The organism is Turneriella parva DSM 21527, from assembly GCF_000266885.1.
Taxonomy (GTDB): Bacteria; Spirochaetota; Leptospiria; order Turneriellales; family Turneriellaceae; genus Turneriella; species Turneriella parva.
In genome coordinates, this window is sequence record NC_018020.1 from 3,756,219 (window position 1) to 3,779,904 (window position 23,686).

The following is a 23,686-nucleotide window of genomic DNA, read 5'->3' on the forward strand; positions in this document are numbered from 1 at the left end:
CCGATGCCCCAATAGTTATCTTACCAGAATGCGTGAGAATCTCGCTTCGCTAAATAGCCCCCTAGTATCGAGAAAGCTATCGGAAAATACCTGCCAAACGGGCATACGGACGGATCCGAATCCACAAAGTCAGCCTATAAGGGCTATTCCCTCTGCCAACCAATCTTACCACGCGAACTATGCGTATCAGGTATTGCTACTCCTGTACCCCAAGTTCTGCCCGACCCACAATCAGCCCCTGACAAAGTCCATTTCCACCAGGGCATACTCTATTCGTTGTTCACACCCAGACTGTCAGCACCAGCAATCACGCTTCAGCCACACCCCCCTGCACCATTTCAAACTCCCCATCTGGATGTTTGGCTGGGCCCTGCACGAATCCATTGCGCGATATCCCCAAGTTTTGTCCGCTTCTGAAATAGAGCGCCGGCTCGGTATCTCAAAGAACTCCGCCCTGCTCCTAAAACGCAGGCTTCAACTATTCGCCTCCGACCAGATGGAGAAAGTTAAATCTCTGATGCAAAGAGAGCTAACCGAAAAGTTTCCTGACTCCGCCTCCGGCGAAACCAAACTACCACCCACCGCAGGCGATCAACACGTCTCTACCGTTCTCGGCGACCGACCTGTTCCCCAAGCCGACTCTTGTGTCCTGTACTCAGCCTCCCAACGCGCAAACCAGGGACGTAAGCGGCACAAGCACACCGGTCAGACAGCATCCATCTACCTTGCAAACAAACTCGGCGGAAAACAAGTCGGGACACTCGTCCACACCCTGTCCTGGAAAGGCGGTCCTATCATATACGACTCAATCCCCAACAACCAGGCTCAAACACTCCGACCCTTATTAGACAAGTATATACCAAAGAACGTGCCCCTGTTCACCGACGAAGGCTACAAGTTCTACTACCGAATCAATCGAAACCACCGGATGGTGAATCACAACAGAAAGTCCGCAGACCCCCGTTACAAATGGGCACGTAATCGTTGGTCAATCAACGGGATCCACAACCAGGTCGCCGAAGGCAACCACCGAAACCTGAAGTACCACTTCACCGCAGGTTACTCATACATCCGACCAGAGTTCAGTCAGCTGTACCTGAACGAATACGCCTTCTGGAAGAGCTTAAAGTATTACGGCTGGAGTAAGCTCATAGACCAGAGATTAAGAGACCACTTAGAAAACAGCCAGACTCAAAGGTCGGCACAAGAACAGGTAGAGCAAAGCTCCCGCAGCGCAACCGGAACCAAAGGTTCCTGCGGTTCTACCGCAACTACACTTACTTCAGATTTCCCTGTCCAGCTTCAGTACCCCAGACCCATGAAGCCATACGTTCGAAGAACACCCAACGCTAAACGCAAAGATAACACAGCCAGGAACGAAGCTCGAATTCCACAGGAGTCGACCCAAGAATATTCACCCCAGAAGACAAAAACTCAAAACTTTGTTGACAACTTCAAAAATCCCGAATCGTCTATAGATTCCCGACGAGCGTTAAATCTTCCTTCTTCCAATGCGATAGCATCCCAAGATGCAATCGCATTCCCCTCAAGAGAACAAAACAAATACGTTCTCTCTTCCCCGATTGCAGTTTCTGCAAACCTGTCTTCAGGATCTTCTCTTTCTAAGGTCACTGGTTCGAATCCTGCATTTCGCATTATCGAAAGTGAGCAAGTCCCAACATCGGCAACCGGATCTGACAGCTTCGCTGTCAGCCCGGACCCGACAAGTTTGGGGTTTGTGAGCTTGAGATTTTGCGAAATACTGGATTCGAACCAGTGACCTCTTCCATGTCAAGGAAGCGCTCTAACCAACTGAGCTAATTCCGCCGCTGCCTAAAAAGGCGTGAGGCCGCAAAAACGGAGGTTTAAACACGCTGTCAACGAGAATGAAAGTGCTAACAGCCTTTCAGCCGAAAAAACCTCGACTGGCCAGGGCACTTGAAGTCGATGCCTGTTCAGCCCGATGCGCCATTTAGCGGTAATGATGTTGATTGTGGTCGCGCCCGGTCTTGTGCTGGCCGATAGCGGCAGCGCGAACGGGAAAAATCCCACTCTGCCATTTACCCGCTACGTTGTCGCAGCTGAATCGTATGGACAGGGCATCTGGTACGCTGCGCGTTTGAGTTACCGTTTCAACCGGTTGGCAATGGCCAATGCGGGGTATAGTTATCTGAGCATTCCGCCGGGTAATTCGGGCGGGGCAACGGCGGCGTTTCATCTGTTGCCTGTTTCGCTTTCGGCAATGTGGCCCCTCGCTCAAGATCAACCTTTTTTTGCCGAGATCTTGTTTGGCGGCAATTTCGTGATCGGTGACGAGCGCACTGCGCGCACCGGGGTGCGGGCGACAGCGACTGGCCAGGCTTTCACGCCGGTGGTGGGTTTCGGCGTGGCGTATTTTCCCGATGTGGGGGGCATCGTGGTGCGCACCATGTGCTATCTGTACCAGGGCATCGACAGCATCGGCATCGAGTCGCGCCGACTGCCATGGCTTGGGGGCTCTGTTGGTTATTCGTTCTGAAAGCCCCGTAAAGACACCCCAAATTCGCATTTTTGCCGTTTTGTTTTTTTTTCTGCTGGCAGCAGGTTCTGACACCCCGGCAGCGGAGAAACTACCGCGACTCGATTTTTCGACGTATGAAAAACCGGCCGCACTGCACCCGTTCAGCATTCTGGGCAAGAATGCGACCGATTGTTTCTGGGGTACTTCGACCTACTTGCACCTTGGCGCGTTCGCCACAACTGTGGTGATGGTCAAGACGCCTGCCGACCGCGACATACAGACTTATTTCCAGAAAGAAAGTCCGCTCGGTCAGCCGTTCGCGTTTGCGATGCTGCGGCTCGGCGATGCCACATCTTTCGTTCTCGGTATCTCTGGCTATCTGATCGGCGTCTGGCAAGACCACCGGCGCTTTACCGGCGCGGGTGCGGCGGCGACGCAGGCAGTGCTGCTGAACGGCGGCTTTGTCGGTTCGCTTAAGGTAATTACCGGCAGACACCGCCCGGGCGAATTTGCCTTGGCTGACGATTTTTTCCCAAGCATCGATGAGCGCATCGATAACTTTCGCTTTCGCCATTCGTATCCCTCGGGGCATACCTCCACTTCGTTTGCTTTCGTCGCCTCGCAGCACGCGTACTACCCCGAACACAAATGGATTCCCTGGGTCGGGTACCCGATTGCAGCGGCTATCGGCGTTGGCATGATTGAAGGCGACTACCACTGGACTTCAGAGGTCGTGGCGGGAGCAATCATCGGCACAACGATCGGCTACATCACGGGCAAAAACTTTCGTGCTGAATATGAACGCCGCCAGAACGGTACTTCAGAAGATGAGGTGGATGCCTATCGTAGAAAACAGAAGGCGCTGGGCTTTTTCATCTCGCCGACGATCAGCAATGGCAGATATGCCGCATCGGTGACCTGGTACTGGTGAGCCGTATTCTGCTTTGCGCCCTGCCTGCGGCAGCCAACCACCCGGCATGTGGTATCAGACTTTCGTAACCGTCTTCACTACCGTTTTTATCGCCGAAATCGGCGACAAGACCCAACTCGCGACCATGCTTTTTTCGACCAACGATCAGCATTCGCGCTGGGTAATCTTCGCCGCATCTTCGTGCGCACTGGTTCTCGCTGCCGGTATCGGTGTACTGGCGGGTCAGGTCATCGGCAAGTTTGTTCCGGAAAAAGTATTGCATATCGCGGCTGGCGTTGGATTCATCGCCATTGGCGTACTCACTCTCGTGCGCAGTGGCACCTGAATCAATCCCCACCGCCGCCCGCTCGCTGCAGACAGGGAGCGGGCGGGGGTGGAGAGCTTTAATCAACCAAACGCACGGTTCACAGCAGAGAACAGCGCCTCGATCGAAGCGCGCGAAATATTGGGGCTGACTCCCACGCCGTAAAACGTGGACTTGTCTTCGCGCTCGATCTGTATGTACGCGATCGCACGCGCGTCAGAACCTTCTCCCAGCGAATGCTCGCTGTAGTTCTTGATCTGAAACTGCGTTCTGCCGCTCGTGGCGCTTTGAATCGCATCGCGCGCGGCATCGAGCGGCCCATTGCCCCTGCCCTCGTATTCGCCATTACCCGATTTCAGAAATCCGGCTTTGTTGGAGTGAATCTTTAATTTAAGATTTACTTCACCGCTGTCGGGCTTTTCTTCAATCGCAGAAATACCCGCGAGCTCAAGCGGCGATTTGCGTTTCAGGTATTCATTCTCAAAGGCGGTGTTGATCTCGGCGGGCATCACTTCGCCGCCCTGTTTTTCGGCGATAACCTGCACGACACGGGCGAATTCGGGGTGCATGGTCTTCGGCAACCGGCAGCCGAAATCGTGCTCCATAACGTATGCAACGCCGCCCTTGCCCGACTGCGAATTGATGCGGATGATCGATTCGTACGTACGACCAATGTCGTGCGGGTCGATCGGCAAATACGGAACGGCCCAGGTAATCGCTTTGCCTTCGTGCTCTGCCTGCTTGCGCTTTGCCAATCCCTTATTGATCGCGTCCTGGTGCGATCCTGAGAAAGCAGTAAAGACCAATTCGCCCACGTATGGGTGGCGCTGGTGAATGTTCATGCGCGTGGTGCGCTCGTACACTTCGGCAACCTGGTTAATATTCGAGAAATCGAGTTTCGGATCAACGCCCTGAGTCAGCATATTCAATGCCACGGTCACGAGGTCGCAGTTGCCGGTGCGCTCACCGTTACCAAAAAGAGTGCCCTCGACCCGGTCAGCGCCTGCCATGAGTCCCAGCTCTGACGCAGCCACGCCGCAGCCGCGGTCGTTGTGTGTGTGCAGGCTAATCACCGCCAGGTCGCGGCGCGGTATGTTGCGCACAAAGTACTCAATCTGGTCTGCGTACAGGTTCGGTGTCGTCATCTCGACGGTACTGGGCAAGTTGAGTATCACCTTGCTCTGCTCCGTGGGCTCCCATACGTCCATGACCGCGGCACATATCTCGACGGCAAAGTCGACTTCGGTGCCGGTGAAACTTTCTGGCGAATACTCGAGGTCGAAAATGGTACCGGTCTTCTTGTGGTACTCGACCGCGAGCTGCTTCACCAACTTCACTCCGTCAACTGCGAGCTGCTTGATCTGCTCGCGGCTCATGCCGAACACGACATCCCGCTGCAACGTCGAGGTGGAGTTATACATGTGAACGATTGCCCGGTGCACACCGGCGAGTGCATCGAAACTCTTACGAATCAGGTGCTCGCGCGCCTGCGTCAGAATCTGTACGGTGACGTCATTCGGTACCAGCTTGTTATCGACCAGGTAGCGTAAGAAATTGTACTCCACATCGGCCGCCGCCGGAAAGCCGACCTCGATTTCCTTGAAGCCGACCGCCACGAGCAGGTTAAAGAGCTCTGCCTTCTCGGGAATCTCCATTGGGTAGACGAGCGCCTGGTTGCCGTCGCGCAAATCGACGCTGCACCAGCGGGGTGCCGTGGTGATAGATTTATTGGGCCAGGTACGGTCTTTCAGATCGACGGGCCGGTAAGGTTGGTATTTTTTAACTATTTCATGTTTCATATTGCCTCCGAATGCTTATTGGATGGCGCTTGCTGCGCCGCAATGCCATAGGGTTCGGTTGGGTAGTCTAACCGACCTATGGCACATTATAGTCGGGGCAATAGGTATAGTTCGAGGGACAAAGTCATCGGCACTTGTGGTGAGCCTTGTCGAACCATGCTGGTAATATATACATGTTCGACATACCGGCAAGTTTTTTGAAGATTCTCCCCATTGCCCATGAACTAATGCGGGGGCAATGGCAATTCACCGTTCCCTAAGGCCTTGCGAATTTATTTGCCAGCCAAGCCAGCCATGGCCTGATGGCTGATGAAGCGAACTGCAATAGCCTTTTTATTGTGCCAGGCAATTATCATGCCGACGTTCATCAATGCCGATGACGCCGGCAACACTGAGGCTACCGGCGAACCGGCAGAACGTTCTGCGTCCGAATATAAAGGCGGCACGAGTGCGCTCAGCAAACCAGAACTCCCCCTGTTTGCTTTGCATTTTGTGCTTATGACCGACCACCCTAAGGCCGTGGCTGGCGCGACACCTGAGCGGCTGCAGCAAATTGAGAATCTGCTTAACGAAAAGTTTGCCTCGACAGGCGGCGAGAACCTCGCGCGCTTCAAGATTCGTTCATTCGCCGACCTTGAAGTCATCAAGAATTCGACCTGCCCCGAGATCTATGAATCGATAGTGAACCGCACCAACACCCGCTACGGCGATTACTGGAAATGCAAAGACCTGCGCGTACGCGCGCCGCAGGGCATTACCATTTTCATTAAGCACCATGATAAAGACAAGCTCTCATACGGTGGCCGGGTCAACGGTATGCCATTTGCGCAAATTAACTGGGAACGCTTTCTCAAAGACCAGCGGGTGTTTCTGCACGAGCTCGGCCATGCCTTTGGTCTCGGACATTCATGCCCACCCACCAAGGCAAAACCCGGTCGCCCCAACGTGATGAATTTCAGCAAAGGTTGCAAACCTTTACCCGAAGGCGAAGCGGGCTGGCTCTACACTCCCTCGCAGGCAGCGACCGTCAAGAAGCGGCGCGACGCCTACGCAAAGAAATTCCGCAAGACCAAAGACCCCATATGGGATAAAGTCGTCACCGACAACCAGCTCACGCGCTGAAGGCCCGCAGCGCTGCCTGTCGTTGCCACACAGGCGGGAATCGACAGCATAATTGACATGATGTATACACCGACATATATGTGGCTATGGCGATGAAGCGCACACAGGTCTACCTGACGCAGAATGAACACAAGGCTCTGACTGCACTCAGCAAGAAGACGAAGAAAAAGCGCAGCGAGATCATTCGTGAGGCGATCGATGCGCATCTCGAGAAGCAGCAGAAGAAAAAGACCCGTGCCGAGATACTCGATGAAGTAGCGGGCACGTGGAAAGACAATGATTTTGATTTCGAAGGTTTGCGCAAATCATGGAACAGCCGCATTGAAGATCTTGGTTGACACAAACATACTGATCGATCAGCTGCGTGGTCTGCCGGCAGCTATTTTGTTTGGCAAGACTTTGCCTGCGGACACAGCAATTTCGGCTGTGACTGTCAGCAAACTTTTTGCGGGTATACGATCGGCTCAACAGCGCCAAAGAGTAAAAGATTTGGTTGAAAGCTATCGTATTATTCCCTTCGATGTCGGCGCTGCCGAATTAGCAGGGGACTACCTGCAAAAGTTTCGGAAATCGCACTCCCTGAATATTAGCGATGCAGCGATAGCAGCCACAGCCCGGATTCACGATCTTAATTTGGTAACTCTAAACCTAAAACACTTCCCCATGTTCCCCGGGCTGCGCAAACCCTATTAAGGCACCAGGCCCATGAGCGTCAGCTCACACTCCCAATGCGGTTAAAAACTTCTTCAGAATTCCCTCCGCCTCTGCCTTGAGCGCCTCTTTGTCAGCGGCAAGCGACGCAGCCGTCGGCTTCTGTTTGCCCATGAGGCTCAGGTATGCCTTGATTTTGGGTTCAGTACCAGAAGGGCGGATTGTTAGCCGCGAGTAATCCTTTAACCAGAACTGGATGACATCCGCCTCACCGAGTTGCTGCTGCAGTTCGCGGCCGGCCTGCGTTTTGGGTTCTGCAGCACCTTTGCGCAGGTCGAGAATATCCACTACCTCGCGGCCGAAATCGACCTTTGCCGCAAACGCCTTGGGATCGGCGAGCTTCGCGAGAGTCTCAGGTAGCAGCGACGGGTTCTTGCTGAGGTCAATGCTGTGCAGAAGTTCATGGAAGAGCCCATGGCGTATGTAGATCGCGTCCAGGGCCTGCACGAGGTTCTCGTCTTCGGCGAGTTCTGCCAGGGCGAGCGCCGATGAGAGCGAGTCTTTGTCGCGTACCCAGTGTATCGGCAGGTAACCAAAGCTTTCCTCGCCACCAAAGAGATAGTTCTCGGGGTCTTTCGCGACCTGCTCTGCAATATACTTGAATCCAGTGAGCGTTTCAACGGTCTTTATACCATAGCCGTCGGCAATGAGGCGTTGCAATTCAGTGGTGACGATGGTCTTGCAGATGTACGGATTCTTGCGCTGTTGGGGCAGAAGATTTTCTGCCCTTACACTCTTACGGGAAATGCTCTCTAATAGCAATGAGCCGATCTGGTTACCCGTGAGAAAATGGTAACCCGTGGCCGTCTTCAGCATACACCCTACCCGGTCTGCGTCAGGATCAGTTGCCACGAGCAGGTCGGGTTTGTTGGGAGCTGCATTAGCCGCCGCCAGCAGGCGCTCGAACGCCGCCGGTTCTTCGGGGTTGGGTGATTTCACCGTGGGGAAATTGCCGTCGGGCTTTGCCTGTTCGGGCAAAACAGAGAATGAATCATAGCCGAGTTCTTTGAACGCCCGCTCGAACAACCAGCCGCCGGTGCCATGCAGCGGCGAATAAAGAATGCGCGCTCGCTTGGGTTTGTTGGTGTAGAAGATCTCTTTTTTGAGGCGGCTGATGTATGACTGGTAAATCTCTTCTTCGATGAGGTCGGCTTCGGGAATCGCCTTCTCCGCCAGCTCGTGCAGGTTCGCCGGCAGAACGTCGTAGCCGGTTTCGAGAAACAACTTCTGCACCTCTTTGTCGACGGGCGAGATGATCTGCCCGCCATCGGCTCCATAGGCTTTGTAGCCGTTGTACTGCGGCGGGTTGTGTGATGCGGTCAGCACGACGCCACAATCGGCGCCGAGCTCGCGCACTGCGTAAGAGAGCAAAGGTGTCGGCGTCGGGCGGCGAAAGATTTTCACCCTCAAGCCATTCTGCGTCAGGATATGGTAGCTGAGCCGGCTAAACTCGGGCGACGTGAGACGCGAGTCATAACCCATCGCCAGCAGCGGTGAGGCTTTGCCCTGTTTGAAATATTTCGCCACGGCGAGATTGAGCCGCGCAATATTCTGCAGGTTCAACCGGTTCGTACCGAGTCCCGTGATCGCCCGCATGCCGCCGGTGCCGAACGCCGGTTCACCGTCGAACGCCCGTTCTGCGATGAGCCGGGACTTGTCGGCCTGCAGCTGCGCTTTTTCGGCGGCGGTCAGGGGGGATTGCAGAAATTTCTGAAAATATTCCTCAGCAGTGAGAGACATCCCCCATATCTGCAGGCAAAAATGACGCTGTAAAGCAGAATCGTTTGTGCTTGAATTTGGCGCCGAATTCATTCGGGGCCAAATAGAAATGTATTGGGCTATTGCGTTATGATCTGTAGAGACGCCCTTTACGGGCGTCTCTCAACTATATCATTGTAAAACGGAGACAGCCTTGAAGGCTGTCTCTACGTTTTCATGTATTCTTTTTCCGACATCAAGCAAGTCCACCTCGAGGTGACCGAGCGCTGCAATGCAGCCTGCCCGCAATGCCCCCGCCGCATCGAGGGCGGTGTCCTGAACCCGAAGCTCACCATGGCGGAGCTTTCGCTGAACCAGGTCAGGCAGCTCTTGCCAGCAGATTTCCTGAAGCAGCTGAAGAAGGTCTATCTCTGCGGCAACTACGGTGACGCCGCGGCGGCCGCCGAAACTCTTGGGATAGTCAGCTATTTGAGAGAGAGCTCCGCCGATCTGCAGATTGGTGTGCACTCGAACGGCAGCCTGCGCGATAGGTCGTGGTGGGCTGAGCTTGCGCATCTCACCGGTCAGCACGGTTATGCGCGTTTTGCCATCGACGGCCTCGAAGACACGAACGCGATTTACCGCCGCAATACCGAATGGTCGAAGATTATGGAAAATGCCGCGGCGTTCATCGCTGCGGGTGGGCGTGCCGAATGGGATTTTATAGTCTTCGCGCACAACGAGCACCAGGTCGAAGCGGCGCGCGGGTTCGCCTTTGAAATGGGTTTTGCCGCCTTCAATGTGAAGCGCACCGCGCGGTTTCTCAAGCGCGAAGCCGTCAGCGCCGATGTGCCGGCCCCCGTGCGCCACCGCAGCGGAGCGACTGAGGCAGAGCTGGCCCCACCGGTGGCCACCGAGCATCGCCACCCGGTAGCGGGCGAACTGCAAAGCGCGGCAGAGCGACACCAGAGTTATGCCGACTTTTTGGCCTCGCGCGAAATTCATTGCCAGGTAGCTGAGTCGAAGAGCCTCTACATCTCGGCGCGGGGGTACGTTCTTCCCTGCTGCTGGCTTGCGGGAATGCTGCATAACCCCGAGAACGCAGAGACGCGGCAGTTCGCCGCCGAGTTTAATAAACTGCAGACCTCGGGAAGCATTGACGGCCTGAAAAATTCTCCCGAAACAATCGTCATGGGAGATTTCTTCCAGCGCGAAATTTCGAGTAGGTGGCCCAGTGGCAGTAAGGGCCGTCTTGAAGTCTGCGCGCGCGTCTGCGGCAAATAATGGGACACCACCACGACCATTCGCACCACCACCATGGGCCTGGCCACGAACATGCCTCGAATAATCTGCTGCTCGCGCTCGCGCTCAACCTCGGCTTTGCCGTCATTGAGCTCGTCGGCGGTCTCTATACCAACAGCGTCGCGATCTTATCTGACGCATTGCATGATCTCGGCGATACTTTTTCCCTCGGTGTCGCCTGGTATCTGCAAAAAATATCGGGCAAACCTCGAGACGAATATTACTCCTATGGCTACCGGCGCTTTTCTTTATTGGGAGCTCTGGTTGTTTCGTCGGTGCTGCTGATCGGCGTGGCACTCGTGATACGCGAATCGGTCGAGCGGCTGCTGAAGCCTGAACAGGCTGACGCAAAAGGGATGCTGTTGCTCGCAGTTCTGGGTGTTGCCATTAACGGCTTTGCTGCACTGCGCGTCAAAAAAGGCCATTCATTGAACGAACGCGCGGTCTATCTGCACCTGCTCGAAGATGTATTGGGGTGGATAGCCGTGCTCGTCAGCAGTATCGTCATGATCTTCTTTAATCTGCCGTTTCTTGACCCGCTCGTATCGCTGGGCATTTCGCTTTTTATACTGTTTAACGTTTACAAGAATCTGCGCAGCGTGGTACGCATTCTGTTGCTGGAGGTTCCTGGTCATGTCAAGCTGCCCGAATTTGAGTCGGCTGTGCGTGGATTGAAACACGTCAAAGATCTCGACGATCTTCACCTGTGGACTCTCGATGGGCAAAACCATGTCTTAACGATGCAGGTGATTGTCTCTGATAAGCTGGGCTTTTCAGCGCTGCGGAATATCAAACACGAGATCAGAGAGTTGGCGAGGGGCAGAGGCATTATGCACACCACAATCGAATTCTGCTGCAATAGCGAAGACAGACACCAGCATCATTGATGGCACCAGTAAAGCGAATAATCCTACCTGTACTTATCCCTGTACTGCTCTTTTCTGCGGGCAACACAGTTGCAGCTGAAGAGTCTGAGAGCAAGACCCGAAAAAAACTCGATTCGGAGTACATCGCCGAAATCGAGAATCCGGAAAACGAAGTTGTGGATAAGGTATTGCATGCCGAACCGCTGTACATCGATCTGATTCGTGACCTGGGCGCACGTGCTGGCGAGCTCGAAGTCAACCTGGGCTACGGTGTGCAGGACAAGCGGGAGTTTGCGCGCTTCGATTACCTTGCTGAGATTGAATGGGCGCCGATCAACCGCCTCGGTATTGAGCTCGAACTTCCTTTTAGCCAGACGACGCAGTACGCAGAACGCACTCTCGACCAACCGCGCACTGACGGGTTAAATTCCGTCAAAGCGGCGACGCAGTACACCTTTCTGGTGTCTGAAAGGTACGCCACCAGCGCCGCGGTAGGTTACCTGCACGAGTTCTTACGGGCGCCGGCGATTGCAGACAACACGCAGACCGGTTTTATTGGCAATCTTTACAATCCGTTCTTCGTCGTTGCCCATCGCTGGAGCAACAACTGGCACACCCTACTCTACGCCGGCCCCCGACACACTGCTGCACCAGAGTCATATACAACCTGGGAGAACAACCTCAGTTTTCATTACATGCTTTCAGGCACCCGGCATTTCATCGGATTAGAGATGAATCAGGAGATTGCGAACAGGCGCAGCACAATTACCTTTCGCCCGCAGATTCGTTTACAGCTTTCGCATAACCTGCTTATCGGGCTCGTGGCTGGTTTGCCGGACAACATGCGCCGTAATGGCATGAGCACCTTTGTGCGCCTCATCTATGAGCTGAGTTAGGCACCATATTCTCTTTACATGGCGCTGCCAGAATCAGGACTTAGTTGTGCCACGCTTCGCTTCGCTTGCCCTGATATTCATTCTTGCCACAGACCTCTTTGCCCGTGCCGGCGGCGGCGGTAGCTACCGTTCATCGAGCAGCAGCAGTTCGTCGCGTTCTTCATCCTCGTCGAGTCGGTCTTCGAGTTCATCCAGTTATCGATCGTCTTCGAGCAGTTCTTCATACCGACCTTCGTCATCGGGTTCTTCTTACAAGTCGTCATCGGGTTACTCAGGCAGCAGCTCTTCATACAGTGCACCTGCCTACCGCCAACTACCCATCAGCAAAATTGAAGCGTATTCCGCGACGGTCACTTTAACGCCACGGGGGCGTGTGCGTCTGAGCGAGAATCTTGAATTCATTGCGTATGACAAGAACCCCAAGAACGTCTATTCCCGGGAGGTCGAAGGGCGACGGCTCGCGCAAAAGGTCTGGCCCGGGCACACCGTAACGGGCAATCTTAAGAAAGACTACCGCACGAGCAACACGCTGGGGTTTGAAGTTGTCAAACCCGACTCCGGGCCTATTAAAGCAACTCTTGACTACGAGATGGAGCGCGTCTATTACTCGGGCATCCCGGGTTACTGGGTATTCGATTTTGGTTTCGATTCCGCAAAAACAGCCAATGTGACGCTCACTGAACTCGCCCCCGGCTCCAGGGCCTGGCTCTACGATTCGTCGATAGGCGGCAAGATAATTGCAACCTGCGAAGGTAATGGTTCACCCTGCATTCTGGTTGCAGGCAAGAAAATCGATAAGCCGCGCCTCATCATTTCTGGCGTCGTGCCCGCTGACCCTTACCAACCTGGCGTTGTCGGGTTGTTCAAAGAAGCTGATGTAGAGGCTAAAATTCAGCAGAATTCTACGCTGCAGCTTTCATTCACAATAAAGGGTAAACCCGAGCTGTGGTACATGCCCATACTCAACGAACGCGAAACTTTTGTCGCAAGAACAAGCGGCGCCTATTTCGGCAAATTTGAACGCTATGCCGTGAATGCGAATCTCTACTCGGCAAGGGAATCGCAATCCATAACCGCAGATCTGCTGCCTACCTTTGCCGACAAAGAGCGCGGAGGATACTTTGATATTGCCATCGGCTCGCTCGAGCCAATAAGCAGAATCGGTGGCATGAACGCCTCTTCAGCCAAGGCACTTTATACGGACTACAACAGCATCAAAATTCATCTTCCGTTCGAGAAGAAGATTCTGGCAGAAGTGATTCTCTGCAAAGATAACTGGACTTACAGCTATACATGCGAGCACGAGAAACAGCTGCTCAGTACCTTCACGCAGACCGGTAATATCGCCGAAGTGAAGCTGCTTGAACCTGCAATAGAAAGTGAAATAGTCGTGAGGATTTTTACTCCTTATGATTCATTAACCAAGCCCGATGCGTGGACCGAGTTCACATACCAACTGCGCCACTACTGGAAGTATGGAATGAAGCCCGGCTGGCTACACCTGATTTTTATGCTTGTTTATCTCGTGCTTGCCGTTGCTGGCATTATTTTCTCCTTCAGGCTTGTCGGCTACCTGCGCGAAAAAGCCGCGAATGCGAAAGAGCGGGCGATGCTGCAAAAAACAGAGGCAGCGGCGATAGACAAGGTTCTCAAGCACGATGCGAAATTTGATCTCGAAGCATTTCGAACCCGGGCATCTGAAATCGCCACCCGTATTCAGCACAGTTGGTGTGCAGGCGATATGCGCGATTGCCGCCGATACCTGTCGCAGGGGGTCTATAACCGATTTCGGCTGCAGCTGAAAATCATGCGCGAGCTAGAAAAACGCAGGAATATTATGGCTGATTTCGAGATCCGCCGGTTCTTTGTTGTGGCACACAGCAAATCGGGAGAATTCGACTGCCTTACTGTGCGCATGGATGCTGCGGCCCGGGATATCATGGCCAAAATTGGCCGCCCCGATGACGATGCACTGCGTGCGGCAAAAAAGGCACCGCTGAACCCATTTACCGAATTCTATTCTTTTATGCGCCGGCGCGAAGCCACCACTGACCACCCCGATCGAATCGACAGCTGCAGCCATTGCGGCACCCCCTTTAAAGGTGAAGGAGAGCTGAATAAATGCAAAAGTTGCGGCGCCATCGCCGGCTCTGGCACTTTTGACTGGGTATTGGCTGAAATCACGCAGGCCAGCGAGTACCGCGGCCCGGGCGCCCGCCAGAATCTCACCAGTGCAAGTTCTGATCGCATTGAAGACCGCGCGTCATTTGTTTTCTGGCGCGACATTATGGCGGCGCTGACACAGAATAAAAACTATATCGTGCGCGACGCCACCGACACTTACCTCGCCGGCGAGCTGAAGCCGCAGAGCCTCTACGATATCGCAGTCGGCGCGGCAGACCTGGAGAGTTTCAAAGCAAACAGCAGCGAAGCGATTGCAAAAGTGCGCATCAAGTGGTCGGCAGCTGCGTTGCCCAATACAAAGGTACGCCACCGGCAATCGGTCATCACGCTGCGTGCGCAAAACACGCACCTGAATAATGCGGGCTTCGCCGAACACAGCTGCGCCTCATGCGGAGCGCCGCTGCCCGAAACCGACAGCATCGAGTGTTCATATTGTCACTCGCCCATACAGGGCAAAAATGCAGATTGGCTTCTCGACTCAGTCGAAACCAAAGTTGAATGAAACGCTTTCACCAGACACTTATTCCCATTTTTGACAGCATCGGCAGCGGCGTGCTCGGACTGCTCGAAGCGATCGGCGGTTTTGCCATTTTCGCCGGCCAGACTTTTCGCTATGTTTTCGCCCGGCCATTCGATGTGCGCAACCTGCTCTACCAAATGGGCGAAATCGGCGTGAAGTCGATTCCCGTCGGCGTGGTGAGTTCTTTCTTTGTGGGCATGGTCATGGCGCTGCAGCTCGGCGGCCCGATGGAACAGCAAATTCAGGGCATTTCTACTTTTATGGGCGGCGGTATCGCGCTCGCGATGGTGCGCGAACTTTCGCCGGTTCTGACCGCAGTTCTGCTCGCCGGCCGCGTCGGCTCGTCAATCGCCGCCGAAGTCGGCACCATGAAAGTTACCGAACAGATCGACGCGCTCTCGACGCTCGCGACCAACCCGATTCATTATCTGTCGGTGCCCCGCTTTCTCGCGGCACTATTTTGTATACCCATGATTACCGTGATGGCAATCGTCGTCGGGGTCTTAGGGGGAGCTCTCATTTCAAACATCAGTCTCGACATTCCGTATAATCTTTACTTTGATTCTGCGCGCACGCTCGTGCGCAGCCAAGACCTGATCTCAGGCGTCGGCAAAACTTTTTTCTTTGGTGCTGAGATCGCGCTGATCTCATGCTTCTCGGGCTTTCGCGCGCGCGGGGGCGCAGAGGGTGTCGGTCAGGCGACGATTCAGGCAGTGGTGTTTTCGTTTATGATGATCATTGTGTCTGATTATTTTATTACATATATTTTTCAATTGTTCGGATTGTAAGATCTATGCTATTTCTTACATGTCCCCACCCCCGCCTACGGCACCCCCTCCCCACATGTGGGGAGGGGGTCGGGGGGTGGGGAGAGTGACTTCCCCGGCCCCCACCCGCGAGACGCATGTGCAGCTCGCGGGAATCTATAAAAGTTTCGGCAGCAAACACGTTCTGCGCGGTGTAGACCTCGACATCTACCGCGGCGAGATAATTTATATCATCGGCAAGAGTGGTTCGGGCAAATCGGTCACCTTGAAGAACATCACCGGATTACTGAAGCCCGACGCGGGTACGGTCTATATCGACGGTATCGACGTGCACGCGGCCGACGACGCCGAGCTGAATAATCTCAGGCGCAAAATGGGCGTGCTGTTTCAGATGGCCGCCCTCTTCGATTCCATGTCGGTGTTTGAGAATGTGGCTTTTGGGCCACGGCGGTTTTCGCGCCTGCCAGAAAAAGAAATCGCAGAACTCGTCACAGAAAAACTCGCCATGGTCGGCCTTAAAGGCGTTGAAAATCTAAATCCCTCTGCATTATCGGGTGGCATGCAAAAGCGTGTCGGCCTCGCGCGCGCAATTGCGCTGAACCCTGAAATTGTGCTCTATGACGAACCCACCACCGGGGTTGACCCGATTCTCGGCGCTGCGGTCGACGACCTCATCAAGACGCTCAACGCAAAAACCGGCGTTACTTCGATTGTGATATCTCACGATATGGCTTCGGTTTTTCGCACGGCACACAGAGTCGCCATGCTATACGATGGGGTCTTTCGCCTCATCGGCACGCCCGATGATTTCAAAAAATCGGATGACCCTGTGATTAGGCAATTCGTTGAAGGTTCAGCAGACGGCCCGATTCCGATTCTCTGATATGGATAAAGACAAACGCACCCGCATCGCCGTCGGCATCATGACCTTCGTGTCGCTCGCGACGTTTATCGCTCTTTTGGCGATTCTTGGCCGCTGGCAGGTTTCGGGCGAAGGCATGCGCCTCAGCCTGAAGTTCAGATTTCTCAACAACCTGGCAACCGGGGCTCCGGTGCGCATCTCGGGTGGTTTGCCGGTGGGTTACGTGGAGAAGATTTTTCAGAAAGATCTCAAGACGTTCGTCACAATTTCGCTGAACAAAGACCTGAGAAACAAAATACCCAAACGCGTCGAAACGGTCTTTGCGATTTACACGACAGGCCTCATGGGCCAGAAATATATCAACATCACCATACCCGATGAAAAACCCAATGAGGTTTATTTCGCCGACGGCGACGAATGGGTCGGTATCGACCCACCTTCGATCGACCAGATGATGATGGCGTTTTCAAGCTGGTTCGACGGCAAGAACGGCGGTCAGGTGCTCGCCGAAATCATGAAAGAAACCGAGACGTTTTTGGCAAATCTCAACGGCATCGTGAACGAAAACCGGGGGGATATCAGAACCACGATAAAGCAGGCGCGCGAATCATTCACCTCGCTCTCTGCGCAGCTCGACACACTGATGCAAAAGCTGAATATTTTGTCCAAAAACTTCACCGACATTTCAAACCAGAACAAGCAAGATATTCAGATCATGCTCGAAAACATGTCGAAAATCTCGCGCGACCTGAACCTGATCACGCAGCGCGTCAACTCAGGCCGCGGCTCGGTGGGCAAGCTGATACAAGACGAAGAACTCTACAAAAACGCCAATGAAGCCGCGTACCATGCGCGTGAGCTGTTTCGCAAACTCGAAGAAAATCCATCTTTATTTTTGAACAAGAGCAATTAAGCGCATGAAGCCGAATCTCGATGCCACACGCCGAGCCTCGATTCGTGCCGGTGCCTGGGTGCTTGCCGGCTTTCTGGTTATCACTCTCACCGCAATCGTCGGAGCGCGCATTCACACCGCGCGCGCCGGTTTCACCATCGACATCGCTTTTTCATTTCTGAGCAACCTGACGCGTAATGCCAAGGTGCTGCTCGCCGGCGGCAGGCAGGTGGGCTATGTACAGGATATTTTTCAGCGCGATCGCCAGACCTATGTGCGCATCTATCTTGAAAATGCGCTTCGCAATGCCATGCCCCTCAGCAACGAAACGCAGATTTCGATATTCAGCAATAACCTAATGGGCCAGAAATACATCAACATTCAATTTAATGAGCCCAAACCCAATGAGCCCCTCATCGCTCCCGGGCAGGTCGTGCGCGGTATTTCGCCACCGTCATTCGAGCAGATGATGCTTTCGTTCTCAAGCTGGTTCGATGGCAAAAGCGCTGGCGAAGTAGCCGAAGAGATCATGGCGAAGGCCGCGCTTTTGCGTTACAACATCGATGCCATCGTCGCCGAAAACCGCGAAGACCTCGCAGCTACGGCATCGGGGGCGACCAACTATTTCAAAGCCATATCAGGACAATTTGATGCCCTGAAAGAAAACCTGTCATCGATTGCACGCAACAGCGAAGAAATTCTGACGGCGCAGCAGCAGAGCCTCACGCAGCTGGTAGCCAACAGCGCGAGCATGGCCCAGAACCTTGAACTGCTCGAAAAGGCGCTGTCGAATAACAGAGGCAGCCTCGGCAAGTTCAACAACGAGAGCAAGGTCTTACGCGACAACATTCGCCAGACAATCGAATACAGCCGCTCGTTTATCAAGTGTATTCAAGAACGCCCGTGGGTGATTATTTACAAAGAATCTTGCCGCGAACGGTAGCAGTTTCCTGAAGAAGGAAACTGCTAGCAGGCTCCCGGAACCGAAAAAGCGAAAAGCAGCAAAGTCGCTTGCTGCCAAGCGACGTCGCGCTTTAGCAGTCGTTTGTTTTTGCAAACGACGAGGCTTTTCGCTTTTTCGGGAGTTTTCCGGAGCCTGCTAGGCCATCAACTTTCTTCAGCTGAGATCTTTTTCAATAACGCTGCACGGTGCTCGTCGTCGAGCAGCTGCAATGTCTGATTTCCATCGGTTTTCTTGCGCTTTTTGCGAATAAAGAGCGCAGCGACACCCACAGCGAGCACAAAACCCAGAAAGGCAAAAACACCCAGATAGTTACTCTGCGGTATGCTCATGATCTGCGAACCGAAACCATTCTTGAACTGGGCCTGCATATAGCCATAGTCGGGCGTGCGCGCCATCGCGAATGCATCCCCCTTATCTGCTACCGCACCGAAGCCGTGCTGAAAACCCTTAAGAATTTCTTCGTCGCTCGCGCCAGACAACAGCAGCTTGTCAAGCGCGTCGCGCTGCGGCCAGGCATTGCAGTGACCCGTATGGTTGCAGTTTCTGAGCGGCATATTGCAGCCGCAGGTGCACATGAGCTGGCGCGAAAGGCTGTCGAAGCGCTTCAACAGCGCCGGGGCGTTCAGACGGCTGTGCGCGCTCTGTGCATAAAGCGGCAGCGCCATAAAAATTGCCAGCGCCGCAGCAAATGCGCCAGTGACCCGAAGAACTCTCATATATGGACTTGTTAGCAAAACTCAGACGCGGCATAAATAGAATTTCACTCGCTCTTTGCCTGGCGGCGACCGGGGTCAACGCCGATGCCAACTATCTCGTCGCGGTGGGTGGCAGCTACTCCATGGCGACGGCCGCAATGCCCGCCGGCCTCGAAAAGGTTTATTCAAACCTGGCCCCTGAATACAACTTCACCGACTATGGCGGCAAAGTCTTTTTCGTCAATGGCGGGCATGGTTTCGGCGGCTCGCTCGGCCTCGTCTCGGCGATGAATGCCCGCGCGCTGTCGAAGCCCGGTTCGGCAATTGTCGACGATGCACTCACCCGCATGAACACCACATTCGGGGGCAGCCACCAGCTTTCTTCTGGCAAATACAGCCTCGGCCTCGCCTGGGTACCGCTTTTGGCGCGCTATCGATTTAACTTCGTCGATAACTTACTTTTCATCGAAGCCGGCGCCGGGCCTGCCTATGGCTTCGGCGCGCTCGAATCACTGGTGACTGCGACAAACGGTGCCGACGCCCGCAGCGAAAACCGCTACCACAAGTTCAACGAATGGGGATTCATGACGAACCTGACGCTCGGCGCGAATATCAACCTTGCCGCAGGTCTTGATCTGCAGGTTTTTGCCGAAGGCGCATGGCTCTACGCCGAAATACGTAGCCCTAATTTGCTCGTTTCTGATTCGGTAGTTTGGCAGCAGTACTTCTTTCGGCCGGGACTCGCCGTCGCGTTGAGTTTTTAGCCAATAAAAAATCCCCTTGCGGGGATTTCTAATCTTGCTACCGTTATTAATTTTCCGAAGGAAAATTAATAACGGTAATGCTCAGGCTTATAAGGACCTGCAACATCGACACCGATGTAGTCGGCCTGCTCTTTGGTGAGCTTGGTCAGTTTTACACCGATGCGCTCGAGGTGCAGGCGTGCAACTTCTTCATCGAGAACTTTTGACAGGCGCGTTACGCCGATCTTGTTTGTGTCTCGGTTTTTCCAGAGGTCGATCTGGGCAAGAGTCTGGTTGGTGAATGAGTTGCTCATCACGAATGATGGGTGGCCCGTTGCGCAACCGAGGTTGACGAGTCGGCCTTCGGCCAGCAGATAAATGGTTTTGCCGTTCGGCAAGATGTACTTATCGTACTGCGGCTTGATGTTGATGCGTGTCACACCTTTCATGTTCTCCAACGCTTCGATCTGAATTTCATTGTCGAAGTGACCAATATTGCAGATGATCGCCTGGTCTTTCATTTTGCTCATATGTTCGAGCGTGATGATGTCTTTGTTACCCGTGGTGGTCACGTAGATGTCGGCGCTTTCCAGTGCGTCTTCGATCGGCGCTACCTGATAACCTTCCATCGCTGCCTGAAGGGCGCAGATCGGGTCGATTTCTGAGACGATCACACGCGCACCAAAGTTGCGCATCGATTGTGCTGAACCTTTGCCCACGTCGCCATAGCCTGCGATGAACGCCACTTTGCCGGCAATCATCGTGTCAGTTGCGCGCTTGATGCCGTCGGCTAGTGATTCGCGGCAGCCATAGAGGTTGTCAAATTTTGATTTTGTGACTGAGTCATTGACGTTGATCGCCGGGAAAAGCAGCTCGCCTTTTTCGAGCATTGAATAGAGGCGTTTGACGCCCGTAGTTGTTTCTTCTGAAACTCCACGCACTGCTTTGCCTATTTTCGTCCACTTGTCTTTCGACTTCTTGAGGCTTTCACGAATGAGGTTCAGAACGATCTTGTATTCTTTGTTGTCAGTTGGCTGATCGACAAACTTCGGGTCTTTTTCAGCTTTTGTGCCGTCGTGAATGAGCATAGTTGCGTCGCCACCGTCGTCGACGATCAGGTCTGGGCCTGAACCGTCTGGCCAGGTCAGCGCCTGTTCAGTGCACCACCAGTATTCTTCAAGCGTCTCACCTTTCCAGGCAAATACCGGAATACCTGCTTTCGCAATTGCTGCCGCAGCGTGGTCTTGTGTTGAAAAGATATTGCACGAGCACCAGCGCACATCGGCGCCGAGTTCTTTGAGTGTTTCAATCAGAACCGCTGTCTGAATCGTCATGTGCAGCGAGCCCATGATTTTTGCGCCCTTCAATGGCTTTTCGGGGCCATATTTCTTGCGCAGCGACATGAGGCCTGGCATTTCATGCTCAGCGATGTCGAGTTCTTTGCGGCCCCAATCGGCCAGGTTGATATCGGCGACTTTGTAGTCGGCGTTGCTGGTCGAGCCAGCGGTTGCTTCTGGTGTTTTCATACGTATCGATACATTTCAATATATCGATACGTTGTCAAGGAGGATTTGAAATTCGGATAGGCAATCTGTACGGATTTCCGCCGATCCTTATTCATGCTTACACTACCCGCCCGCATTGACACTTTTGAAAGCCACGAACTTTCTTGGGTACCTGATGACCTAAAGGTGCTGTTTCGCGAGATTCTCTCGTGGACGCAAGATATTGGTGGTGTGTATGCAACGGCGTTGCCCATCGTTCGACGCTGGTTTGAAGCAACCGGCGCGGAAGGCATTCTGGATCTATGCTCAGGGGCCGGTGGTCCAGGTGTAACGCTGTTAAACGCGATGCGGGCCGACAACCTTAAGGTGAAAATGAAACTTACTGATCTGTATCCTGCAAATGAAGTTTATGCTAACCTCAAGCTCCAGTACCCGGGCATTCTTGAGTTTGAATCGGCGAGCACCGATGCAACGAACAGCAGGCGGGATGCGGATTATCCCGTGCGCAGCTTGCTATCGGCATTTCACCAATTCTCTCCGAACCTTGCCCGGAAAATTCTGATAGATGCGGCTAAGAACAGCGACGGCATCTGTATCATGGATCCATTTCAGCGCGATCTCTGGCACCTGATGTCGGTGCCGATCGGCGCGACGCTCAGCACGCAGATTTATCCGCTGCTCAGGCAACGCACCCCGTTCGCATTCGCGATGTGTAACCTGACCCCCGTCATACCCTCTATGTTCTTCTGGGACAGCATCGCCAGCGTGCTGCGCGGTTACACACCCGATGAACTGCTGAGCCTTGCTGATGTGCCAGAGTGCAGATCGTTTGTCTGGCAGGCCGGCACCTGGAACTACCTGCCGGGCACGGGGCTCAGCGGAGTTTATCTGATCGGCAGGCGCAAATAGGTGGATCTCAGAAGATAAACGTCGACATGAAATAGGCAAACTGGTAATCACCGCTTTTGTTCGCTGCATTCATTGCTTTGCCGCGCATAGCGTACGCATAACCCGACTGGAACATCAGATAGTCGCGGGGTTTGTAGTTAATCAGCACTCCCGCCTCTTGATATAGCTCTTTTTCCGTACCGAGCGCAGCCGATGCGTAGGGTGTACCGCCGATCGAATACCAGCTGTCATTGCCGCTTGTACGCATCGCGTACCAATAATCAAGCTTAACACTGAAATCTGGGGTAAACCAGACAGTATAATCGAGTCCACCGCCGGTCAAATTGCGCCAGCTCGTCATATCGGCCTGACCAAACTGGTAGTGCGGTGTGGGATACAGTGAATCAAATGTTTCGTACTTACCATCGTTTGGGTTGCGGTCACCACTCGAATAGGCTCCCTGGCCACCAAAACGCATCTTCACGCCGAGATCAAACTTAACGCCAACAAAAGCAACTGCGCCGTATGCCTGAATTTCTTTGCCGGCTTTTTGTCCGCCCTGATACGCACCTTCGATTGAATAATCAAACCACATATCGGCTGGCGTCTTGTTACCCGCGTCGGTGCGGTTACTGAAACGCAGGCCGCCCGTATAGAGTTGATTTGAATGGCCGTCAACATCCTGGTTGCGCGCCAGACCAAAAAGGTCGACCATGAACCCGCGGTGAAATTTCACCTGGTTGTAAAAACCGCTGAAGTACATGCCTTGCTTGTTCAGCGAATTCGCCGTATTGTTCAGGTCATTTGAGTTGGACTCTTGAATGATGGTTGAAAAAGCCTGAAAGTTATTTATCCCCTTGTCCCAGGTGAGTTTGAAACCGTCAAAAGACCGACCGACGTTTGACCAATCGAGCGACCCGACGAGCATCTCCTCACCGAATTCGAGCTTTTGGCGCCCCAGTTTCAGATCGAATGGGGTATAGAAAAAGTTCTTCATCTGCACGTAAGCTTCACGAATATCGGTTGCCTGCTGTTCAGTAGAACTATCGGTTATTGTCGGATTCTGACCGCCCCAGATACGCGCATCTTGCAGGGTGATAACAAGTTTTGTCTTGTCGTCGAACTCTTTTTCGGCGCGCAGCCAAACCTTCTGGCCAACGAAATTATAACGCTGACCTGCATCGAACGCGAAATTCTCTTTAACTTCAGGTCGCACCCGCACCATGCCGGTAATTTTCACACTGTCATACCATTTTGCAGTAACCGCAGGTGTACTGCCCGTCACCGAGGTAGCAGATTCAGCGGTTGCTGCCTTGAGCGGTTCTGCAGGTGTCGCGGGAGCCACAACGACGCCCGCTGGCTTGATCGGCCCTTTTCTCGGTTTTTGTGCCCCGAGTGCAGTGACCGAGGCAATCGCCAGCACGATGGCGAGAAATCTGATTTTGGTTGAGTGAGTTTTCATGGCTTACCCCTGATGGTTTGTTACAGACCCGATGCATCACGAAGACGAGCCGTAAAGCTACTCATTGCATTGCTG

The 23,686-nt window shown here is 53.7% G+C and carries 22 protein-coding genes and 1 tRNA gene; 17 read left to right on the plus strand and 6 right to left on the minus strand.

Going from position 1 to position 23,686, the window contains the following annotated elements:
* Positions 1-28: 28 nt before the first annotated feature.
* Positions 29-1,780, plus strand: a complete 1,752-nt coding sequence (locus TURPA_RS23030) for a transposase (RefSeq protein WP_083847856.1) — start codon at positions 29-31, stop codon at positions 1,778-1,780.
* On the opposite strand, the gene TURPA_RS18130 is transcribed toward TURPA_RS23030, so the two are convergent.
* A tRNA-Val gene (locus tag TURPA_RS18130) sits at positions 1,754-1,827 on the minus strand. The two genes, TURPA_RS23030 and TURPA_RS18130, sit on opposite strands and share 27 nt — an antisense overlap.
* 154 nt (positions 1,828-1,981) lie before the next feature.
* Between TURPA_RS18130 and TURPA_RS23720 the strand changes: the two genes are divergently transcribed.
* From TURPA_RS23720 to TURPA_RS18145, 3 genes are read left to right on the plus strand one after another with little or no spacing between them, the layout of a single operon-like run.
* Positions 1,982-2,518, plus strand: a complete 537-nt coding sequence (locus tag TURPA_RS23720) for a hypothetical protein (RefSeq protein WP_014804719.1) — start codon at positions 1,982-1,984, stop codon at positions 2,516-2,518.
* Positions 2,490-3,431 (plus strand): phosphatase PAP2 family protein, encoded by a 942-nt coding sequence (locus TURPA_RS18140; RefSeq protein WP_157210588.1) that lies wholly within the window; start codon positions 2,490-2,492, stop codon positions 3,429-3,431. Before TURPA_RS23720 ends, TURPA_RS18140 begins: the two co-directional genes overlap by 29 nt.
* Positions 3,432-3,477: 46 nt before the next feature.
* A complete protein-coding gene (locus TURPA_RS18145; RefSeq protein WP_014804721.1) occupies positions 3,478-3,756 on the plus strand; it encodes a TMEM165/GDT1 family protein in 279 nt (92 codons plus the stop codon).
* 62 nt (positions 3,757-3,818) lie between these two features.
* Here TURPA_RS18145 and leuA read toward each other — a convergent pair whose 3' ends face one another.
* Entirely contained in the window at positions 3,819-5,534 is a 1,716-nt protein-coding gene (gene leuA / locus TURPA_RS18150) for a 2-isopropylmalate synthase (protein WP_014804722.1), read from the minus strand.
* A gap of 309 nt (positions 5,535-5,843) precedes the next feature.
* On the opposite strand from leuA, the gene TURPA_RS18155 reads away from it, so the two are divergent.
* From TURPA_RS18155 to TURPA_RS18165, 3 genes are all read left to right on the plus strand, one after another.
* A complete protein-coding gene (locus tag TURPA_RS18155; RefSeq protein WP_157210589.1) occupies positions 5,844-6,656 on the plus strand; it encodes a zinc metalloprotease in 813 nt (270 codons plus the stop codon).
* Positions 6,657-6,742: 86 nt separating this feature from the next.
* Entirely contained in the window at positions 6,743-6,994 is a 252-nt protein-coding gene (locus TURPA_RS18160) for a ribbon-helix-helix domain-containing protein (RefSeq protein WP_014804724.1), read from the plus strand.
* Complete coding sequence (locus tag TURPA_RS18165; protein ID WP_041948687.1) at positions 6,978-7,349, plus strand: type II toxin-antitoxin system VapC family toxin; 372 nt, start codon at positions 6,978-6,980, stop codon at positions 7,347-7,349. Before TURPA_RS18160 ends, TURPA_RS18165 begins: the two co-directional genes overlap by 17 nt.
* A 24-nt stretch (positions 7,350-7,373) precedes the next feature.
* Here TURPA_RS18165 and TURPA_RS18170 read toward each other — a convergent pair whose 3' ends face one another.
* A complete protein-coding gene (locus TURPA_RS18170; protein WP_014804726.1) occupies positions 7,374-9,107 on the minus strand; it encodes a phospho-sugar mutase in 1,734 nt (577 codons plus the stop codon).
* Between the two features lie 195 nt (positions 9,108-9,302).
* On the opposite strand from TURPA_RS18170, the gene TURPA_RS22275 reads away from it, so the two are divergent.
* The 8 genes from TURPA_RS22275 to TURPA_RS18210 all read left to right on the plus strand — a co-directional run bounded on the left by TURPA_RS22275 (position 9,303) and on the right by TURPA_RS18210 (position 18,297).
* A complete protein-coding gene (locus tag TURPA_RS22275; RefSeq protein ID WP_014804727.1) occupies positions 9,303-10,349 on the plus strand; it encodes a radical SAM protein in 1,047 nt (348 codons plus the stop codon).
* Complete coding sequence (locus TURPA_RS18180) at positions 10,349-11,254, plus strand: cation diffusion facilitator family transporter (RefSeq protein ID WP_014804728.1); 906 nt, start codon at positions 10,349-10,351, stop codon at positions 11,252-11,254. Before TURPA_RS22275 ends, TURPA_RS18180 begins: the two co-directional genes overlap by 1 nt.
* The gene (locus TURPA_RS18185; protein WP_014804729.1) at positions 11,254-12,129 is read left to right on the plus strand and encodes an HAEPLYID family protein; all 876 of its coding nucleotides are present in this window, start codon (positions 11,254-11,256) and stop codon (positions 12,127-12,129) included. Before TURPA_RS18180 ends, TURPA_RS18185 begins: the two co-directional genes overlap by 1 nt.
* A gap of 46 nt (positions 12,130-12,175) precedes the next feature.
* Complete coding sequence (locus TURPA_RS18190) at positions 12,176-14,815, plus strand: TIM44-like domain-containing protein (protein ID WP_014804730.1); 2,640 nt, start codon at positions 12,176-12,178, stop codon at positions 14,813-14,815.
* The gene (locus tag TURPA_RS18195; RefSeq protein ID WP_014804731.1) at positions 14,812-15,621 is read left to right on the plus strand and encodes an MlaE family ABC transporter permease; all 810 of its coding nucleotides are present in this window, start codon (positions 14,812-14,814) and stop codon (positions 15,619-15,621) included. The genes TURPA_RS18190 and TURPA_RS18195 overlap by 4 nt, the downstream gene beginning before the upstream one ends.
* Positions 15,622-15,706: 85 nt before the next feature.
* Positions 15,707-16,483, plus strand: coding sequence for an ABC transporter ATP-binding protein (locus TURPA_RS18200; protein WP_217157595.1), 777 nt, complete (start codon positions 15,707-15,709; stop codon positions 16,481-16,483).
* Position 16,484: 1 nt separating this feature from the next.
* Positions 16,485-17,375, plus strand: a complete 891-nt coding sequence (locus tag TURPA_RS18205; protein WP_014804733.1) for an MlaD family protein — start codon at positions 16,485-16,487, stop codon at positions 17,373-17,375.
* A 4-nt stretch (positions 17,376-17,379) separates the two neighbouring features.
* Positions 17,380-18,297 carry an MlaD family protein gene (locus TURPA_RS18210; RefSeq protein ID WP_014804734.1) on the plus strand — a complete coding sequence of 306 codons (918 nt, stop codon included), beginning with the start codon at positions 17,380-17,382 and terminating at the stop codon, positions 18,295-18,297.
* A gap of 164 nt (positions 18,298-18,461) precedes the next feature.
* On the opposite strand, the gene TURPA_RS18215 is transcribed toward TURPA_RS18210, so the two are convergent.
* Entirely contained in the window at positions 18,462-19,034 is a 573-nt protein-coding gene (locus tag TURPA_RS18215) for a cytochrome c-type biogenesis protein CcmH (protein WP_014804735.1), read from the minus strand.
* 2 nt (positions 19,035-19,036) lie between these two features.
* On the opposite strand from TURPA_RS18215, the gene TURPA_RS18220 reads away from it, so the two are divergent.
* Positions 19,037-19,777 (plus strand): porin family protein, encoded by a 741-nt coding sequence (locus tag TURPA_RS18220; protein ID WP_014804736.1) that lies wholly within the window; start codon positions 19,037-19,039, stop codon positions 19,775-19,777.
* Between the two features lie 65 nt (positions 19,778-19,842).
* Here TURPA_RS18220 and ahcY read toward each other — a convergent pair whose 3' ends face one another.
* Positions 19,843-21,282: an adenosylhomocysteinase gene (gene ahcY, locus TURPA_RS18225; RefSeq protein ID WP_014804737.1), complete on the minus strand. Its 1,440-nt coding sequence runs from the start codon at positions 21,280-21,282 to the stop codon at positions 19,843-19,845.
* Between the two features lie 93 nt (positions 21,283-21,375).
* Between ahcY and TURPA_RS18230 the strand changes: the two genes are divergently transcribed.
* On the plus strand, positions 21,376-22,170 hold the full coding sequence (locus TURPA_RS18230) for a hypothetical protein (protein WP_014804738.1): 795 nt from the start codon (positions 21,376-21,378) through the stop codon (positions 22,168-22,170).
* Positions 22,171-22,177: 7 nt separating this feature from the next.
* Here the strand turns inward: TURPA_RS18230 and TURPA_RS18235 are convergent, their stop codons facing one another.
* Positions 22,178-23,611, minus strand: a complete 1,434-nt coding sequence (locus tag TURPA_RS18235) for an alginate export family protein (protein WP_014804739.1) — start codon at positions 23,609-23,611, stop codon at positions 22,178-22,180.
* Positions 23,612-23,686: the final 75 nt, after the last annotated feature.

Bases quoted from the DNA above. Each gene is read 5' to 3' on its own strand.
- TURPA_RS23030 (WP_083847856.1), top strand. From the start codon at position 29: ATGCGTGAGAATCTCGCTTCGCTAAATAGCCCCCTAGTATCGAGAAAG.
- TURPA_RS23720 (WP_014804719.1), top strand. From the start codon at position 1,982: ATGATGTTGATTGTGGTCGCGCCCGGTCTTGTGCTGGCCGATAGCGGC.
- TURPA_RS18145 (WP_014804721.1), top strand. From the start codon at position 3,478: ATGTGGTATCAGACTTTCGTAACCGTCTTCACTACCGTTTTTATCGCC.
- leuA (WP_014804722.1), bottom strand. From the start codon at position 5,534: ATGAAACATGAAATAGTTAAAAAATACCAACCTTACCGGCCCGTCGAT.
- TURPA_RS18155 (WP_157210589.1), top strand. From the start codon at position 5,844: ATGAAGCGAACTGCAATAGCCTTTTTATTGTGCCAGGCAATTATCATG.
- TURPA_RS18160 (WP_014804724.1), top strand. From the start codon at position 6,743: ATGGCGATGAAGCGCACACAGGTCTACCTGACGCAGAATGAACACAAG.
- TURPA_RS18170 (WP_014804726.1), bottom strand. From the start codon at position 9,107: ATGTCTCTCACTGCTGAGGAATATTTTCAGAAATTTCTGCAATCCCCC.
- TURPA_RS22275 (WP_014804727.1), top strand. From the start codon at position 9,303: ATGTATTCTTTTTCCGACATCAAGCAAGTCCACCTCGAGGTGACCGAG.
- TURPA_RS18180 (WP_014804728.1), top strand. From the start codon at position 10,349: ATGGGACACCACCACGACCATTCGCACCACCACCATGGGCCTGGCCAC.
- TURPA_RS18185 (WP_014804729.1), top strand. From the start codon at position 11,254: ATGGCACCAGTAAAGCGAATAATCCTACCTGTACTTATCCCTGTACTG.
- TURPA_RS18195 (WP_014804731.1), top strand. From the start codon at position 14,812: ATGAAACGCTTTCACCAGACACTTATTCCCATTTTTGACAGCATCGGC.
- TURPA_RS18205 (WP_014804733.1), top strand. From the start codon at position 16,485: ATGGATAAAGACAAACGCACCCGCATCGCCGTCGGCATCATGACCTTC.
- TURPA_RS18210 (WP_014804734.1), top strand. From the start codon at position 17,380: ATGAAGCCGAATCTCGATGCCACACGCCGAGCCTCGATTCGTGCCGGT.
- TURPA_RS18215 (WP_014804735.1), bottom strand. From the start codon at position 19,034: ATGAGAGTTCTTCGGGTCACTGGCGCATTTGCTGCGGCGCTGGCAATT.
- TURPA_RS18220 (WP_014804736.1), top strand. From the start codon at position 19,037: ATGGACTTGTTAGCAAAACTCAGACGCGGCATAAATAGAATTTCACTC.
- ahcY (WP_014804737.1), bottom strand. From the start codon at position 21,282: ATGAAAACACCAGAAGCAACCGCTGGCTCGACCAGCAACGCCGACTAC.
- TURPA_RS18230 (WP_014804738.1), top strand. From the start codon at position 21,376: ATGCTTACACTACCCGCCCGCATTGACACTTTTGAAAGCCACGAACTT.
- TURPA_RS18235 (WP_014804739.1), bottom strand. From the start codon at position 23,611: ATGAAAACTCACTCAACCAAAATCAGATTTCTCGCCATCGTGCTGGCG.